General features: G+C 65.8%; 5 protein-coding genes. All 5 read right to left on the bottom strand.

Features of this window, described 5'->3' with window-relative positions; all coding sequences use genetic code 11:
• Positions 1-3: 3 nt before the first annotated feature.
• Positions 4-1638 (bottom strand): ShlB/FhaC/HecB family hemolysin secretion/activation protein, encoded by a 1635-nt coding sequence (locus HMPREF1224_RS34205; protein WP_003112718.1) that lies wholly within the window; start codon positions 1636-1638, stop codon positions 4-6.
• Positions 1639-1801: 163 nt separating this feature from the next.
• On the bottom strand, positions 1802-2404 hold the full coding sequence (locus HMPREF1224_RS46230; RefSeq protein ID WP_003098455.1) for a transposase: 603 nt from the start codon (positions 2402-2404) through the stop codon (positions 1802-1804).
• A gap of 391 nt (positions 2405-2795) precedes the next feature.
• Positions 2796-15338: a filamentous hemagglutinin family protein gene (locus HMPREF1224_RS34195; RefSeq protein ID WP_010793841.1), complete on the bottom strand. Its 12543-nt coding sequence runs from the start codon at positions 15336-15338 to the stop codon at positions 2796-2798.
• A gap of 182 nt (positions 15339-15520) precedes the next feature.
• A complete protein-coding gene (locus tag HMPREF1224_RS34190) occupies positions 15521-16633 on the bottom strand; it encodes a substrate-binding domain-containing protein (protein ID WP_003112720.1) in 1113 nt (370 codons plus the stop codon).
• 85 nt (positions 16634-16718) lie between these two features.
• The gene (gene lapA / locus HMPREF1224_RS34185; protein WP_003112123.1) at positions 16719-17825 is read right to left on the bottom strand and encodes an alkaline phosphatase LapA; all 1107 of its coding nucleotides are present in this window, start codon (positions 17823-17825) and stop codon (positions 16719-16721) included.
• Between the last annotated feature and the right edge of the window lie 216 nt (positions 17826-18041).

Below are 18041 nucleotides of genomic sequence, written 5' to 3'. Positions count from 1 at the left end.
GCGTCAGAAGCTCGCCTGCACGCTGAAATGCAGGCGCGAGTCGTGTTTGTCGGTGTTCGTCCCTTCCAGCAGCGGGAAGGCCCAGTCGAGGCTGCCGGACAGCCAGTCGGCGAGTTGCGCGCGGGTGCCGATGCCGACGCTGGCCAGGCTGAAGTCGTCGTCCTGTTCGGGCAGCGCATCCTGCAGGCGCAGTTGCGCGCCCTCGGCGAACACGTAGAAGCGCCAGTCGTTGACGTAGCCGCCGGCGCGCTTGCCGAGGAAGCGTCCGAGGGACGGCGTACGCCATTCCTGGGAGAGCAGGTAGCCGTCGTCGGCGGTGTTCTCCGCCGCCAGGTAGCCACGCACGCTGGTGGCACCGCCGGCGGCGAACTGTTCGTTGGAAATCAGCGGCCCGGAGGCGAGCTGGAAGGCCGCCTTGGTCGCCACCTGCCAGTCGCCGCCGAAGGTCAGGGTGTGGTTGAGATCGCCCTTGAGCACGCCGAAGCCGGACTTGGCGCGATAACGCTTGCGGTCGAATTCCTCGTCGTCGTCGCCGTAGCCGAGGAGACTGCCGGTACCGGCCACCAGGCTCAGGCCAAGGGCCAACTGGGAACGTTCGGTGTAGCGGAAGCCGTTGTAGCCGAGGGTCAGCGGGGCGTACTTGATCGGCACCCTGTCGTTGTTGCCGCCGATCCGGGTCTGTTCCTCGAAGTCCTTGAAGTCGACGCCGAAGGAGAACGAGTGCGACCAGAGGCCGGTGACCGGCAGGCTGTAGATCGCCGCGACGCCATAGGAGTGGCCCTGGCCGACCACATTCATGCTGCCCACCGTGGCCACGTCGCTGTCGGACTGGTAGCCGGACAACTGCACGCTCCAGCGCTGGCTCAGCGGCGCGGTATAGGAGCCGGACCAGACCTTGGCGTTGTCCTGGTCCTGCGGCGCGGTGAAATAGGTCAGCGAGATGGCGTGGCCGAGTTGCCAGAGGTTGTCGTAGCCCAGCGAAACCACCGAGCGCAAGTGACGGGTGTCGGCGCTGTAGTCGTTGTTCAGGCCGATGCTGGCGTGCCAGGGATTCTTGTCTTCCACCTGCAGGTCGACGTCCATGGTGCCGGGCCGCTGGCCCTCGCGCACCATCGGCAGCACCTGGCGGCCGGGGGTGCGGTTGACCTGCGCCAGCTCGCGCTGGACCTGGGCGAAGTCGGGCACCTTGCCCTCCTCCAGGGCCGGCACTTCCTCGCGCAACTCCACCGGCGAATAGTGCTTGGCGCCGACCACCCGGACGCGACCGATAGTGGTCTCGGTGACCTGCAGGTAGACCACCCCGCCGCTCACCTGCTGCTCCGGCAGCTCGACGTAGACCGACTGGTAGCCCTTCTCCTGGTAGGCGGCCTGCAGCGCATCGCGCGCCCCCTCGATGTCGCCCAGGCTGCGCTGCGGTCCGAGGAAGGGATACACCGCCGCCTCGATGGCGCGGTTGTCCAGCACGGTGTTGCCGCGTACCACGTACTCGTTGATGTCCACCAGACGCTGGGGCTCGGCTCCCGCCGCGGCGGGAGGGGCCTCGTCGGCCAGCGAAGCGCACGACAATGCGACAGCCAGGCAACCGATCGACCAGCGCTGGCGAAACGGGTGCGCACAATTGAACAGCGAACGCTTCACACGGTCCCCCGAAGTTCCATCGGGACTTATTGTTCTAATGCAACAAGTCCGTTCATCGAACAGTTCTGTGAAAGACAACAAACTAGCGGCGACGCATGAACAACCTGTTAAAAACGGCGCCCGCCCTTATGAAATCTCGTTCTTTTCTATTTTCACTTTCGTGCTAGATATTCAGCCGTCGCGCTCCGCCATGGCGCGCTTGCCATGTATGCAACAAGGCGAAGTTCAGGGAGAACTCCGGCATCTGCATGAGATCCCCGGAAATCACTTCCCCGATAATCCTGCCTATTATCCTTACCGCCTCCGCGCTGTTCAGCAGGACGGTTATATCGCTGACGAAAACCGGAAAATTCCAGATCTTCTGCTTCATTTCCAGGCCGACGAACCAGCGATACAGCAGGTTGTAGTTCAATTGCTCGTACAACTGCTGCTCGCTGGGAATCGCGTACAGCAGTTGCAGCAGCAGCGCGTGGATCAGCGGCTCCGGGGCCAACTGCATGCCATGTTCGCGGGCGAGCGCCGAGAGGACTTTAGCCTCTTCGCCAAGGAGACTTTCTATTTGCGGTTTCAGCAACGCCAGGGAATGTCCCGGCGGTATATAGCTGGACACTTCCTTGAGCGCCCCCTGCCAATCTTCCTGGGACACTATCCAGACCCATGGCGCCCCATATCGATAAACCGATACCGGTTTCTTGCGTGCGGCTTCGACGATCTTCGATAGGCGCTGATCAAGTTCCTGCATACCGACTTTCGAGTAACTTTCCATCAATACTCACCGTCCTTCGCCGTATTCACCGGAGTGACCACGGCCGTTAGCGGATACTGTTCTCTTGTTTCAGAGCGGAACGCGTCTTTCTCGAACGACACGCTCATTTCCAGCAACCGGTCAGCGCAACCGGGAAATGGCCGATTCCTTTCGTTCCCGTCCCTGCCTTTCACCACTGAATTCCGTTTTCCTCATTCACACCTGTTTGACGGCAACCCCGCCGCACCACCGAACTTTTGTCATGAAAACTTCATGCGACCGGCCGTTCGCGCGCCGCCGGCGGGGACGAACGGGCATTCACCCGAGAATCGACCAGCACCTCGGAAGTTCGCCGAAAAAAAGGCCCTCCGTGGGGAGGGCCTGGCGGGTATCGTGCCTCCGCGGCGGTGCCTTACAGGATCAGGTTGCCGCGCTCTTCATCGGTCAATTGGCTGCGCGCCTGTTCGCCGAGGGCTCCGGCGCCGAGCACCTGCACGGCGCTGTCCGGGTTGTAGCCCGGCGAACGACTGGCGCCGTCGCGCGAAGGCTCCAGGCGCTCGTTGCCGAACCCGAGCACCTGCACCGTGATCACCGACGGCATGCGCTGCCGCGCGGCGGCCTGCTGCTGGCGACTGACGTCCTCCGCCGCCTGGGTCGCGGAACTCGCCGCGGCGCTGGCGGAGGTCAACGCACCGGTATTCACCGAAGCCACCAGCGGAATGCCGCTGGACTGGCCCTGGGTCTGGATGTTCGCCGCGTTGACCACCTGCAGCGCCGCCACGTTGACGTTGCCGGAGACCCGGATGCCCGCCTCGCCGGCATCGATGGTGCCGAGCGGGGCGATCAGGTCGATGTCGCCCGGCGCCACTTCGGGAATCGGGTTGAGGGTGGCGATACCGGCGCCGGTGCTGGGCACCTGCGGCGACAGGCTGACGTTGCCCCAGGCGTCGTAGATGCGCCGCGGCGGGGTGTACACCACGGTGGTCTGGGAACCGCGACCGGCGTTGATGTCGCCTTCCGCCGACCAGGCCAATATACTGCCGCCGAAGGTGGTCATGATGCGGCTCTGGCCGAGCAGGATGCTGTCCCGCGAGTAGGCCTGGATATCGCCCTGGCCCTGGGTGACGATGCCTGCGGTAGACGGCGGCGCCTCGCCCTCGATACCGAACACCTGGCGCCCGCCGGGGCTGAGCAACTGGATGTCGCCGCCGAAGTCGGTGTGCACGCCGGCACCGCCATACATGACGATATCGCCTTCGTAGCTGATCGGATTGCCCGCCGGATCGCGCTCGGGGAACAGCGCGGCGATCGCGTTGCGCCCGCGCAGGTAGCTACCCTGGCGTACCCCGCCGACTTCGTTGTACTCGCGGCCGCCGGCCCTGAGTTCGGCGAAGTACACCTGGCGGGCGAAGATCCGCTGCTGCTCGGCGGGCAGGCCAGCGAAGAACGCCTGGGCCTGTTCCGCGTCGCCGGCGAAGCCGAAGCGCTCGTTCAACCACTTGGCCAACTCGCTTTCGTAGGTCCTGACCACCTTGCCCGGCTGCTCGGCCAGCGGGGTGCCGGCCTGCGCCAGGTTGGCCGGATCCAGGTAGCGCTCGAGGAAGGCCTGATAGTCGGCCCCCGCCGCGCCGGCCTGGAGCACGATATCGGCACCCGGCCGGCTGTCGCCCGGCACCACCGCACCGAGACTGGTGATCGCCGCGCGGTCCTCCATGAGGATGTTGCGCCCGGCGCTGATCTCCAGGGTACCGGGGCCGGCGACGTTGAAGTTGCCGTAGAGGATGTCGCGGCCGGCCTGGACCAGCGAGAGGTCGTTGGGGTCGTCGTGGACGAAGAGGTTGCCGGTGAACGAGGCATCCGTACTGATCTGACTGGGAGCGCTGATACGCTGTCCCAATGGGGTTCCGGAGGCAACGATGTCGCGCCCGGCGCGCATCCAGACGGGACCGGCGCCTTCATACCAGGTTTGCCCGGCGCGGTTCCCCGCCTGCTCGCCGAAACGAATCTGCGCACCGCTATTGAGCCCGACGATATCTCCTGTCAACGCATAGAAACGCGCCGGTTGCAGATCGCGCGCCAGGCTCGCAGCGCTATCGGGGCCGAAGTAGAACAGAGGCAATCCGCCAATGACGGCCGGATTCCCGTCCGGACTGCCGTTGCCGGCTATCGGGTTGAGCAGCGCGGCATCGGAGTAGCCGGCAAATGCCGGCGTCCAGATCGATGGCAGGTTCGCAGGATCGGCACCTGAGCGTTGCACCGAATAGCCACCGGCATAAATGGAGTCTCCAGCCAGCAACTCCAGTTCACCGTTGAGCGACGGTGCCAGTAACAAGGAGTAGGGAGTGGTCGAGACATTCAGGCTCACGCCTCCCATGTAACCGCTGGAAGGACCGAGATAGATACTTCCTTCCGGGGCCGCCGCACGTACTATCGATGGATAGATGAATCGCCCATCGCTAGGCGACAGGTTTCGGCCTGCCATGGGAATAGCGTTGGTTGCCTCGACCAATTGGGTGCTGGGCGTCAGGTTGCCGCCCGCCGCAAACAGATCGATCGAGGTGTGTGCAGTCCAGAGACTGAACCAAGCGATCCCGCCCCCTTGGTAGACGCTGCCATCGGGAGCCGTGAAGCCAACGGTATTCGGCACCCCCACCCTACCGGGATCAGTCACCCCGCCCAGGACCAGGTCGCCACGGGTTTCCAGACGCATGCCAGTATCTCCGGCCACCAGGGTGAGGCCGCCCGTGGAGCTAGCCAGCGTCGGGCTGAACGCATCCCTGCTGCGCACTTCGGCGGGGTCCCGCAGTAGAGTGTCGTAGCGAGGATCGATGCCTCCCAGCGCACCACTGTACAAGCTCGCGGAACCGCGCAGATTGATGAGGGCCCCCTGCAGATCGTGAATGGTGCCGCCGCTGTAAAGACCGTCAAACCCCGAACTCGAGTAGGTCTGGGTAGCCCGCGCCTCCCGGCTCGGGTTCACCTCCCCGCCAATTCTCACATTCAGGTCACCGCCGCCGCCAAGTTGCAGCGCGCCGTCGGAGGTGAGCCGGCCAGTGCCGGCAACCGCCAAGACCAGTCCCTGGCTGCGCGGATTAAGGTTACCGGACGAAGGTATCGAGCCATCTCCGCGTGGCGCGATATTGCCGGCATCACCTCCGGTTCGCATGCTGAGATTGCCGCCTCCCAGAGTGCCGAAACCGGTGAAGCCGACCAGATAGGGAGCATCTCCCTCCGCGCCACGCACATAGCTGCCGAAATTGACCCACCAGGCCGTCGGCACTCCTTCCCTATCGGCGCTGCCCTGGCGCCAGAGCCAGTTGCCGACTGCAGCGCTGGGGGGCAAGGGGCGAATGGGATCGCTACTTGTCAGTTTCTCGGCCCATTGATCGCCAACCACATCACCGCCAACGGCGATATCGAGGTTGCCACCATGTTCCGGATACCAGGCCTGGTACTGGCTGGTTGAGAGCACTTCGTAATCCGCGCCACCGGCGCCCAGTACCGACCCATTGAACAGACCGCGAGGCTGATTGAATCCCGTCGCGACATCGGCGGCCTGCGTTCCGGCGGTATAGACGCCGTACGGCGACCATTGCGTAAGGTTACCGGCACTGGCCAGGTCAAGATCGCCAGTGCCGGTGCGCAGCACACTGAACAACTGGTTCTGCGGTGTGACCACGGTTTTGCCGAGATTCTCGATACACAGGGACGGATCGACACTGCACCACCACAGATCGCCCTCGCCGATCGCCGTACCAGCAGGCATGCCCAGGTAATTGCCGGGCGCCCAGGTCCAGCGGGGAGGCTCGGCACAATACGGCCCCAGCCCGCAGATCCATTCATTGCTCTCGTCGACCGGAGTTCCCGGGGTGATCCCCCAGTCGGTAGCCTGATCGGTGAACACCAGCCCTCCCGAGCTCTGTTCGATCTTCGCCTGATAGTGCGTATCGGCCAGGTTCAGGCTGGCCGAGGAGTCCGGACGCACCAGACGGTTGTCGGCAGCCGCGAGATCGGCACCGGCGACCAGGCGCATGGACCAGGACTGGCTACCGGCCGGCAGCATCTCGGCCAATGCCCAGTTGCGTCCCTGGCGGACACCGTCGCTGGGCCGCAACTCGATGAAAGGCGCATCGCCAGCCAGTACCACCTCGGTCTGCGAAGGGATCAGAGAACCACGTGCCAAGGCCAGCTCTCCATTGAGCAGCAGGACATTGGGTCTGCTGGGCCCCTCGCGCAGGATGCTCGGCAAGGGCACGCCCGCAGGCCAGGTCATCGCCTGCACGCTGGCCGGTGCCGCCAGCAGGGTACCGGCACCCAGCCGGCTGCCGACCTCCAGCGTCACCCCGTCGCGCAGCAGGCTGCCCGCGGCGTACAGCAGGGTGCCGGCGGCATCGTGGATGTCCGCTACCAGCACGCTGCCGGCGGCCAGGGTATAGGGCTGCTCGAGTACCGCCTCGGTGGCCAGACGGGTGCCGGCGGCCAGGGTGGTGCCCTTGATCGGCAGGTCGTAGTTGAGGGTGCGGCCGCCGAGGAACGCGGTACCGTCGCCGAGCACCACGCCCGGGCCGGGAACCACCAGGTCGCCACCGAACGGCTGCACTCCCGGGGTGAGGATCCAGCCCTTGTCGTCCGGCGAGTCCGGCGGCGGCGCGAAGCCGTCGTTGATACTGCCGTAGAGGTTCAGGTCACCGCCGGCGCGCAGCACCAGCGCGCCGACCTCGCCGGAACCGTAGACCTCGGTCAGCGGCGTGTTCGGATTGAGGCTGGCGTAGCGGTAGCCGGACAGATCGAGATCGCCCTGCACCACCAGATCGCCGTCCGCCGTTGCGCTGACGATCTCCACCCCTGGACGCAGGTGGAAAGCATCCGCGTAGGTGGCATTGGTCAGTCCGGCCAGCTTGCCGTCGAGCAACTCGCGGTTGGCCAGCGCCGCGGCGATGAACGCGCTGCTCTCGGCATGCCGCGCATCGAGGTAAGCCTGGTCGATCACCTGGTAGGACCGCCCGCCGGCCGCCGGATCGTTGCCCCAGGGCGCATCGTCGTAACGCTGCATCGCGTTCAGGGCGATGCTGCCGGCGCCGCGGATATCCAGCGCGCCGCTGGCATCGATGGCGATGTCGCCGGCGCTGACCCCGCCCAGGCGTGGCGCGTTCAACTCCAACGTGCCACGGGCGACGCCATCAACCTGTTCCGCTGGCGCCGCGGTGCCATGGCGCAGGTCGATGCGCGCGCCGCCGGCCAGGACCAAGGTGCCGCTGCCGGAACTCAGCTCGACCATCGCCCGGTTCGGGCTGTCGATGATCTGCCCGTAGCTGTCGCGCCGCAGCAGGCTTCCATGCGCATCCAGCAGCGCGTTGCCACCCAGGCTCAGGCCGCGGCCGCCGGCCAGGCGGATCTCGCCGACCTGCGCGCCGCTGGCGTCCACCGTTCCGCTCACGCCGAGCTGGCCATTGTCGAGGGACACCTCGATGCGATGCGCCTTCAGGCCGTCGCCGATCTGCAGGTCGCCTTGCTTGAGCTGGAAGCGCCGCGCGCCGAAGACCTCGCCCTGGTTCAGGCGCTGGTTCAAGGCGGTGAACTGCTCGCTCAGGCTGCCGCCATCGCCCAGGCGCTGGGCGCGGATCTCCAGCTCGCCACCGAGGAACGGCACGCGGGTGCCGCCGGCATCGTAGTCGCCGCTGGCGCCACCCAGTATGCGGCCCTGCAGGTCCACCACCCCGGCGTCCTCGGCCAACGCCACGGCGCTCAGGGTACCGCCGCGGTTGTTGCGCGCCGACAGGTCGATCAGCGAACCGGCGGCCTGGCGGATGTCGCCGGCGCGACTGCTCAGCAGCAGGTCGCCACCCCAGCTGTATTTATCCACATCGTTGAAACTGGCCTTGCGTCCGGCCAGGTCAATGCGCGCGCCATCGCCCAGCTCCAGGTCGTCTTCGGCGCTCAGGCTCAGCTTGCCGCTGGGTAGCGAGACCGCGCTATCCAGGCGGATCTCGCGGGCGCTGAGGGACAACTCGGCACCAAGCCCGGCGGTGCCGCTGTCGAAGGTCACCGCGGCAGCGCCCGCCGGCGCCGCCAGGCTGAGGCTACCGCCGCTGCTGATCCGACTCAGCGAGCCGGCCTCGCCGGTCAGCAACGGCGTGCTCAGGCGCAGGTCGCCGCCACTGTAGCGCAGGCCTTCGCCGGCGACGTAGCCGTCCAGGCGCTGGTAGACCCGCAAGCTGCCCTTGTGGTTGGCGCTGATCCGCTCGCTGGCGTTCAGTTGCACCTCGGCGAAGCCCAGCGCCAGGCGTGCCTCGTCGGTCTCGCCGGCCGGCTGGGTATTCGCGCCGTAGCCCAGGGTGATGCGCTCGGCATCCACCCGCAGGGTTCCGCTACCACTACCGGCGCCGCCGGCGACCGGTGCCGCGGCCGGCTGGCTGGAGCCGCTCCAGACCAGGCTGGCGGTGCGAATGCTGGCAACATCCTCGCCGGTGCCATGGCCGTAGATGGCCGGGGTGCCCAGCACCAGGTTGGCCAGGCTGGATTTGCCGGTGGCCGGGTCGTAGGTGTCGAGGCTGACGCTACCGTATATGTTGACCGCATCGCGGGCACTGAGGATCAGGTTTTCCAGGGCCGGAATACCCGCCCCGCGCTCGCCGCGCAGCAGGCGCTGGAGCACCGTCTGGTCCAGCGCCAGGCCGTTCGGCAACACGCCGCGAGCGGCCGCGTCGGCCAGCGACTGGCTGGAGCCGATATTGATCGTACTCAGCGCCAGGCTGAGATTGCGTGTCCCGTAACGAACGTTGTCGCCAAACGTCACCGTACCATTGGTGGCGATACCCAGAGTGCCCTCCGAATAGAGTTCGGTGTCGGCGCAGCCCGCCCCTTCCGCACAACCTCCGAGACGAACCGGTAACGAGCTATCCGCTGCGGGTGCCAGCAGGTTCAGCCATCCGTTGGACAAGAGCAGCAGGTTACGGCCGCCGGGTTGATAGATGAAACCATCGGACGAATCGTATGCAGTCTTGCCTTTCCCCAGAGTGCTGATGCCACTCCCGCCTTCAAGGGTGATATCCCTGCCAATGATCACCTCCGGTGCGGAAAGGTGCGCGCCCTTTCGCAGCACAACGGGAAAGAGCCGGTTGCTCCCGCCGAACTGGACGAAGTTTCCTTGCTCGCCGTATTCGACGTAGGGCAGCGTGCCAATGGCGATACGGCTGGCGCCTATTGCATTCAGATCGTCCGCAACCAACGACACGCCAGCGAAATCGGAGTCGGGCAGCCCACCTTCAGGCAGAATCTCGATGCCCGCCTCGGCATCCACGATGAGGCTGCCGCCATATCCGCTTTCTTCCGGCGTGAAGTCGACCTTCCCCTCGAAGCTCAGGGCGTTTTCCCGAAGCTCCTCATCCGCGCGCAATCCCAGGTAGAGGGATCTGGCATCCACTGGCAACATCGCTCTGGGGATGTTCTTGCGCGCGGCATCGGCGCGAATGAAATCCGCATAGCTCATTTCGTTGTACTGCGAGTAGCGGCGCAGCGTATCGGCGGAAGACAGGATGACCTGACGGCTCAGACTGTCGCGGATGGACGTGCCGGCAATCGACAACTGCCCGGACGTCGCCCAGGAGCCATTGCGCAACCCCTGCGTCGCCATGGGCGCGCCTTGCCCCGCCAGACCGTTGATCTCGACGCGGAAAGCGCCCGGCAACAGGGCATAGGTCGAAGGCAGCAAGGTGTAGGTACCGGCGGCCAGGCCGGGAACGCCATCCCCGATGGTGACCTGTTGCCCGACCAACGGCTGGATGGCGCCCGCCTCGCCGCCCAATGGCGCACTAACGGCCTGGTGTCCAGGCACGATGGCATACACCGGGTTGCTGGACAGCTCCGGCAGACGGAACCCATCATTGTCCTGCTGCACCAGGGGATGAAAACGCGCATCGGTCGAACCCCCTCTGCCGGAGATGAATCCAGCCCCCGCGAGTTCGCCGCCGCCGGACAGGTCCAGCCGCGCGCCCTGTTGCACATCGACCTCGCTGGCATAAAGGCCGACTCCCGCAACCAGTGTCCCAGCAGCGAGAGCGCCCCCGGCACCGGTCAGTTGAATGGGGACCTGGTTGACCAGATAGTTGATCCCATCGGTCGTGCCTCCATAGGGCATGACCAGCTCAGCGCCGCTAACCGAGGTCAGGCTACCCGGCAACAACCTTACCGTGCCCGGGGCACGATCCAGATTGCTGCCGAACTGGATGAGCCCCAGCGGCGCACGCACCACGCCACCCTGCTCGATATTCGATGCCATGAACGCCAGACTGCCGAATACCGACAGCGGAGTGTCCGGCAAGGACTCGCCGCTACGTTCGATAGCCAAATGCCGTTCGGCATCGAAGACAGCCTGCCCCCCCTCATCCAGTCCATACCCGGCATAGAGGGTCGAACTCGCTCCCGTCACCGGATAGAGTTGGGCCGCAGTCAGTTGCAGATCGCCGTGGGTTATCAAGCGCCCCGACGGATCGCCATTCTCTGGATAGTCGCCAGCGAAACGCAGGTCGCCCTCGCTGCGCAGCGTTACCTTCTCGAAACCTGGTCGCTGATAGCGGACAGCCTCTGCGTTGACCCCATTGATCACCCCGTCGCTACCGAATGACAAGCGCCCGGCGATATCCAGCAGGCGCCCGGCAGAAACCTGCAAGCGAACCTGCTCCGCTGTCGCGGTCGGCCCGTACGTGAGACGCGGACGAAACTCGCCAGAGGCCTGCTGCCCATACATCCCGATGCCGGAAAGGCGGACATAGGGCGCCTGCAACTTCACCTCGCTCGGCCCACCACCTGTGGCGGCTATCGTCCCCGCGTACAGATTCAGGCTGCGCCCCATCGCAAGATCGATGTTCCCCTCGAACGACAGCGGACCGTTGCTGAACAACGAAAGTTGGTCGAATCCGCCGCCCGTCAGCGACTGAGTCCCAACTCGGCTCTGGCCATAGCGCAGAGCCGAATCGTCCATTCCCGGTTGCAGCAAGGTCGGTAATCCCGAATCGGCGTGCCCTGCCGTCAGGATCAGCTCACGCATGGCCAATACCCGGTCATCCACGACAGTAAAACCTTGGTACAGGGGAGCGTCCGCAATGATCTCCAGGCTGCCGCCCGCCGCTCCCGAGCCGCCGGCTGCGGCGCGCAACGAGCCGTCTAGATACAGCCCATTGTAGGAACTGAGAGCGATGCGCCCGCCGTCGCCGGCCAGCAAAACCCTTCCCAGTCCCGGTACATCCAGCTGTGCCTGGCTGCCGGAGGCCTCCAGTCGTGCACCGGGGCGTACGATGACGAACGCATCCGCCGAGGTCGCGATCGCCTTGCCCGGATCGATCTCGCCGCCGATGACGATGCTGCCGCCGGACTGCACTTCTCCATAGCGGCGACCGCGCCCATCCAAGGCAGTGACAGCGCGGCCGGCAACATCCAGCAATGCCTGCTCTCCAATCCAGATGGAGCGAGCATGGGGCTGGCCTTGCGCCTTGGGCTGATTGTCCTGGGTAACGTCGAGCGCGCCGAACTGCTGCTGGCGCACGTCGATGCGTCCGCCCCAAGCGTTCAGAATGCCATCCAAGGTGATCTGTCCGGGACCGCGCAGGACGATGGCGCGCCCCGGATCGACCTCGACCAGCGAACCGCGCCCCAGCTCCAGCGTCTGGCTGGCGGGATCGAGCTGCCCGAGGATATTGCCGTCGCCGCCTGCCTGCAGGTACAGGTCCGCCCCTTCGCGTTGGACCAAGCGTCCGGCCAAGGCATCCTCTAGGTACAGCGGCGGTATCCAGGCCTCCAGCGCCTCTCGCGGCGCCTCGCCAGCCGCGACCTCGCCGGCCCCGCTGGCGAAACGGTAGACCGGCCGCGCGACCCGCACCTGGGCATCCTCGGCTACCGTCAATCCGGAGCGACCGACCACCCGGTAGCTGGCGAAGCCCTGCTGGAAGAAATCTTCGGCCAGTTGCAGGCTGCCATCCCCGAGGTCGTCGCCGCCGATCCGCACCTTGCCGCTCTGCAGCGACAGCGTGCCGGCGCCACTCGTGCCGAGACCATTCAATGTGCCGCCCAACTGCAATTGGCCATCGCTGGCCTGCGCCAGCCCGGCACTGGCGTGCAAGGCGATGTCGCCGCCGCGTCCGCCCAGTCGCTTGCCGTCGGCCAGCAGCGCCGCCCCGGACGACACGTCGAGCAGACTGCCCTGTCCCAGGCTCAGGTCGCCGCCGCTGCGCAGGGAAATCCGTCCGCCGTCGCGGTAGGCCAACGTATCGTTGTCCTCCGGCGCCAGCAGCAGGTTGCTCCACAAGCCGCTGGCATCCAGTCGTACACCATCGCCCACGCGCAAGATGCCGGCTTCGCGGCCGGCATCGACGAAACCATCGATCGTCCCGTTCGGGGAAATCTGCGCCAGTACGTTGCCGGCCTGCAGGCTGCCGCCATGAGCGGTGATGTCGGCGTCGATCGCCACGTCGTTGGCGAACAGGATCGCCTCGCCGCCATTGGCCAGGGTCAGCGCGCTGTCGACGCGGATGCTCTCGCCGGCCGCCACCTTCAGGCCGCCCAGCTGGAAGCCGTTGAGCAGTTCGCTGTCCAGGCTCAGGCGGCCCTGGCGCTCGGCGGCCACCGGAGCGTCCAGGGTCGGCTCCTCGGCCGCCACCTCGCCGGTACCGATGACCACCTGCTTGAGGCTGCCGGCATCGGCGCCGAGAGCGTACTCCAGCAGGCCGCTGCTCTTCACGTAGTAGGGGGTGTAGCGCCCGACGACCAGCTGCGCGCCGCGCGCCACGGCATTCTGCGACTGGTTGTAGCCGTCCAGGCCGGCCTGTGGCGCTTCGGTCTGCCGCTCGCCGCGATAGGTATCGCCGACCACCTGGCCGTCGAGCCGCGCATTGGCGCTGCCGATCACCAGACTGCCGGCGTCGCGGCCAACGCTGTAGCCGTTCTCGTAGCGCTGGGTCGGCGCGATCAGCGGATTGTAGAAATAACGGGTCTGGTCCCAGCGCTCGCTGTGTGCCTCGTAGCCGCGGTAGATGCCGTCGTAGAGCAGGTCACCCGGCGCCGAGCCGAGTTCGTAGAGGCGTCCGTCCGAGCCCTTCAGCCAGGTCTGGCGGATGTAGCCGCCCTGCACATCGAGGGTTCCGCCGGACAGGTTGATCTGTGAACCGGCCTGGGTCACCACGTCGTTGCCGGTGAAACTGACGATGCCGCCCTGGGCCATCCACTCGCCCGCCGAGTGGCCCTGGGTGCCCAGGTAGCCACCGACCTCCAGCAGGCCGCCAGCGGTGTACCAGCGGTCGCTGGCATAGCCGTTGGTGCCGGCAGGCACCCGTACCAGGTCGCGCACGTCGACCCACACGTCCTGGCTGTTCAGACCGCCGCCCTCGCGGTTGACCGAGGCGTCGCGCTGCTCGTTGCCGCGCACGTTGACCTTGATGCTGTTGGTCTCCATCGCCACCTGCACGCCTTGCGCGCCGGAGACATCGATCACCGCGCCGTCGCGCAGCAGCGCGCGCTGGCCAGCGTTGACCGCCACCTGGCCACCGCTGGCGAGGGTGATGGAGCCGTCGCGGAAATCGACGCTGCCGGCGGAGTCGATCTCCACCCGCGACAGGTCGCGGCGGTCGTCGTCGCCCCGACTGACGGCGGCACTGGAGCCGTTCAACGGCTTGAGCAAGGCCTCGCGCTGGCTGTCGAGGGCGGCGCTGCCGCTGCTATCCACCAGGATGGCGCTGGTGGCGCCTTCGGCCAGGGTGATCCGCTCGCTGGCCTTCAGGTGCAGGGTGCCGCGGCTGTCCACCGAACTGCTGGAAAGCAATACGCCGGCCTGCTCCACCTCGCGGCCGCTGAGGCTGATATCGCCGGTGGCGGCCTGCACCAGGCCGCTGTTGCGCACCCGGCCGGCACTGCTGTCGGCGGCGAAGCCCGGCAGCACCTCGTTACCGCGGGTGGTGGAGGTCAGGTTGCCGTCGGTGCCCTGGCCACGGCGGATGACGAAGCTGTCGCCGGCGGACAGGACCGTCTGCCCCTTCGGTGTGACGATGCTGCCGGCGTTGTCCACCTCGCTGCCGAGCAGCAGGACGTAGCCGCCGCCCCTGGTCGAGCCGGACGGCGCTGCCGTACGCAACTGTGCGCCCTGCTCCACGCGCACGGCGCCGGCCGCGTCGGTGAAGGTCGGACGGCTGCCGGCGTTGTCGTAGTAGAGGCCGCGCTGACGGAACTGTTCGTCCGAGATGTTCGCCGCCGCCACCGTCAGGTTGCGCACGTCCACCTGGCTGCTGCCGGAAAACACCACGCCGTTGCGGTTGACCAGCATCACCGTGCCGTCGGCCTTGATCTGCCCCTGGATCTGGCTGGGCCGCGCGCTGGGGTCGTTGACCCGGTTGAGCAGCGCCCAGTCGGCGTGCTGCTGGAAGTCCACGGTGGTGTTGCGGCCGACGTTGAAGGTCTCCCAGTTGAGCACCGCCTTGTCGGCGGTCTGCTCGATGCTCACCGTGGTCTTGCCGGCGGCCTGGGTCTGCACCGGTCCCTTGGCGTTCTGCCAGGCCTGCTCGAACGGCAGCGAGGCGTCGACCTTGAGGCCGCCCTCGCCGAGCCCGTCCGGAACATCCTGCGGGAGATTCAGCGCCGCCTGGCGTCCGGCGGCCTGGGCGGCCTGCTGGGCGGCAATGGCGGCGACGGTGTTGTTCAGGTTGGCCATCGAACGCTGCAACTGCTGGTTGACCCGCTGCTGCTGCGCCAGCGGCGGCGGCGCCCCCGGCAACTGCGCTCCCGGTCGCGGCGCCCCGGCAGCGCCGCCCTGAGCCGCGCCCTTGGCGGCGAACCAGGCGGCGCTGAACGGCTGCCCGGCGGCCTGGGCGCCCCCTGCGACCAGCAGCAGGGCGATGGCCTGGGCCAGCGGCTTCAGGCGCGGCGCGTAAAGCGCGCGGGAGGAACGGGCGGACGACGGCGAACGGGACGGCATGGCGAAGGGGTCCTTGAGCATGAAGTCGGTCGGGCGCCCGCAACGACGCCCGTTACTGGTAGACGGCCTGGCGGAGGGTGGGCCGAAGACTTGTCATGGAAAGTTCATGGAGCGGAGCGAGGAGCCTGGGCGAACGGAAACACGACGGCAGCCGGATTTCAGCCACCGTCATGACAGGTCACTCATGGACGCCCTTTGCCGTTGCAGACGGAGGGATTGTTGATCGCGAGGTTTTCGCTGGTACCAGTGATGAAGGCGCTCATGATGGCGCTCTTCCAGGAAGCGACCAGGGGTACGAAACGGTGGTCAGCTACCGCTCTATTTGTAGTGGTGCCGCCATAATGCTGGGTAAGGAAGGCACGCAGGTCGGCGGCAACAGTGGCATCCTTGTAGCACTGGCCAAAGACAAAGTTGGTATAGCCGACGATGGAGTAGCCTGCGTTCGGGTTGACGAAGACCGGTATCCACTTGCTCGGATCGGCGCGATCTGCAGCGACACCCGGCGGAGCCACGCTACGAACAGCGATCACGCGATTGGCTAGAGTAGGGAGCAAGCCATTCACTCGCGCGATCTTTGAATTGTCGCTCAGGTCCACACCATCAGGCCCCTCATAGCCGATCGAGCCTGACACATTGTCGACGGCATTCCTGACACTTTCATAAGGCTGTACTGCCACCCAGTTGCTCGGCAGCGCACCGCCGGCCGGCAGACGGGCGTTCGTGAAGATCGAGTTGGTGGCGAAGCGAGTCGGGCAGACCGAGTTCAGGTGGCGGGTCAGCAACTCGGTGGCTCCACTGCCGCCCCGCTGGTAGACGATACGAATCGGCGTACGGTCGGCGGGGTTCCCCAATAGTTGCCCCCAAGTGACCTTGGCGCCGGAAAAGGCATCGCAGAGCTGGGCACTGGTCAGGTTCAGGTCGGTAATGTCGGGCTTCTTGTAAGGAATGGTTACTGCGGTACCCGCCAATGGAATCTGGATCAGTGGACCATATGCGCCTCTATAGTTGGTTGAATAGGCGCTCAGTTCGCTGCTACTCAAGATCGAGTCACTACCAATGTAGTGGACGGTGCCGGTAGTAGCGCCAAGCAGCATGGGGTTATTCATCAGGAAAGCGGTCTTGCCAATGCCGCTGCCGCTTGCGGCATAGCTGAAGTTGATTGGCAGGATGCTGTCGGCAGAACCTTTGTACAACTTGGCCGGCATGGAAGCACCACCGCCGGTCACCGTAGCGCCCAGCGTTGTATGACTGGTCAAGAGCGTCAGAGCAACGACGCCAAACATTGGCTTGAGCATGAAAACCTCCTGGGTTCCCCACAAGAAAAAAGACCGGCAGCCATAGGGCTGCCGGTCCTCGTATCGATTCGCCTAGGCGAAGCGCTTACGGGCGGCCTTTGGTGTTGCAGACGTTGGTGTTGCCGATGGCCAGGTTTTCGCTGGTGCCGGTGTAGAAGGCGCTCACGATGGCGCTCTTCCAGGCCGGAGTCAGCGGGATGAAGCCATGGGCGGCAACTGCGGCGTTGGTGGTAGTGCCACCGTAGTGCTTGTTGATGAAGGCGCGGACGTCGGTGGAAACGCTGGCGTCCTTGTAGCACTGGCCGAAGACGAAGTTGGTGTAACCGACGATGGAGTAGCCGGCGCTCGGATTGGTGAACACCGGAACCCACTTGCTGGGGTCCGCACGGTCGGCGGCGTTGGCCGGCGGAGCCACGCTGCCCAGGGCAGTGGAAACGTTAGCCTGGGTCGGCAGGTTGCCGTTCACACGGGAAACCTCGGCGTTGCTGTTGATGTTCACCGCATCCGGGCTGACATAGCCGAGGGAGCCGTTGGTTGCCTTGACGGTCGACACCACGGTGGAAGTGGCGGCGACGCCAACCCAGTTGCTCGGCAACGTACCGCCGGCCGGCAGACGGGCGTTGGTAAAGGTCGAGTTGGTGGCGAAGCGAGTCGGGCAGATCGAGTTCAGGTGGCGGGTGAACAGTTCGGTGGTGCCGCTGCTACCGGTGCGGTAGACGATGCGGATCGGCGTGCTGTCGGTAGTGCCCAGCAGTTGACCCCAGGTGGTCTTGGCGCCGGAGAAGGCGTCGCAGAGTTGGGCGCTGGTCAGGTTGAGCGTGGTGTTGCCGTCCTTGCGATAGGGCACGGTGACCGAGGTGGCTACCGACGGGATCTGGATCAGCGGACCGTAGGTGCCGTTGTAGTTGCTGTTGTAGGTGGTCAGTTCGCTACCGCTGAGGACCGAGTCGCTACCGGCATAGTGAACGGTACCGGTGGTGCCGAACAGCGAGGAGTTGTTGGTCAGGAAAGCGTTCTTGCCGGTGCCGCTGCCGGTCACGGCATAGCTGAAGTTGGCCGGCAGGATGCTGTCGGCGGAGCCTTTGTACAGCTCGGCCGGCAGGGAAGCGCCACCGCCGGTGACGGCCATGGCTTGGGCGGATACGAGGGCGGCCACGCTCAGCGAGGCAGCGATCAGAGAGCGCTTGAACATGAAGAATCTCCTTTCATCGTGGTGTTGGTACGTTGAGGAAGTCGTCTTGCATGAGGCGGCGCCGTGCTTGCCGGGCTTTGCATCCCTAGCCGGTCGAAGGGGCCGCTGGGGATAAAACTCGCAAGTTCCGGTGACAGATCGGGGAAAAAATCTCGGGAGCATCGAATTGTTTTCGCAGCCTTTCCTCGGGTGTTCGCAGGCTCTGCGCCGGGCCTT

It is taken from the genome of Pseudomonas sp. P179, assembly GCF_000478485.2.
Taxonomy (GTDB): Bacteria; Pseudomonadota; Gammaproteobacteria; order Pseudomonadales; family Pseudomonadaceae; genus Pseudomonas; species Pseudomonas aeruginosa.
Note: the sequence above shows the minus strand (reverse complement) of the source record. Positions and strands in the feature narration are given on the sequence as shown.

Coding starts and splice junctions, on each gene's coding strand:
- HMPREF1224_RS34195 (WP_010793841.1), bottom strand. CDS start 15,338: ATGCCGTCCCGTTCGCCGTCGTCCGCCCGTTCCTCCCGCGCGCTTTAC.
- HMPREF1224_RS34190 (WP_003112720.1), bottom strand. CDS start 16,633: ATGCTCAAGCCAATGTTTGGCGTCGTTGCTCTGACGCTCTTGACCAGT.
- HMPREF1224_RS46230 (WP_003098455.1), bottom strand. CDS start 2,404: ATGGAAAGTTACTCGAAAGTCGGTATGCAGGAACTTGATCAGCGCCTA.
- lapA (WP_003112123.1), bottom strand. CDS start 17,825: ATGTTCAAGCGCTCTCTGATCGCTGCCTCGCTGAGCGTGGCCGCCCTC.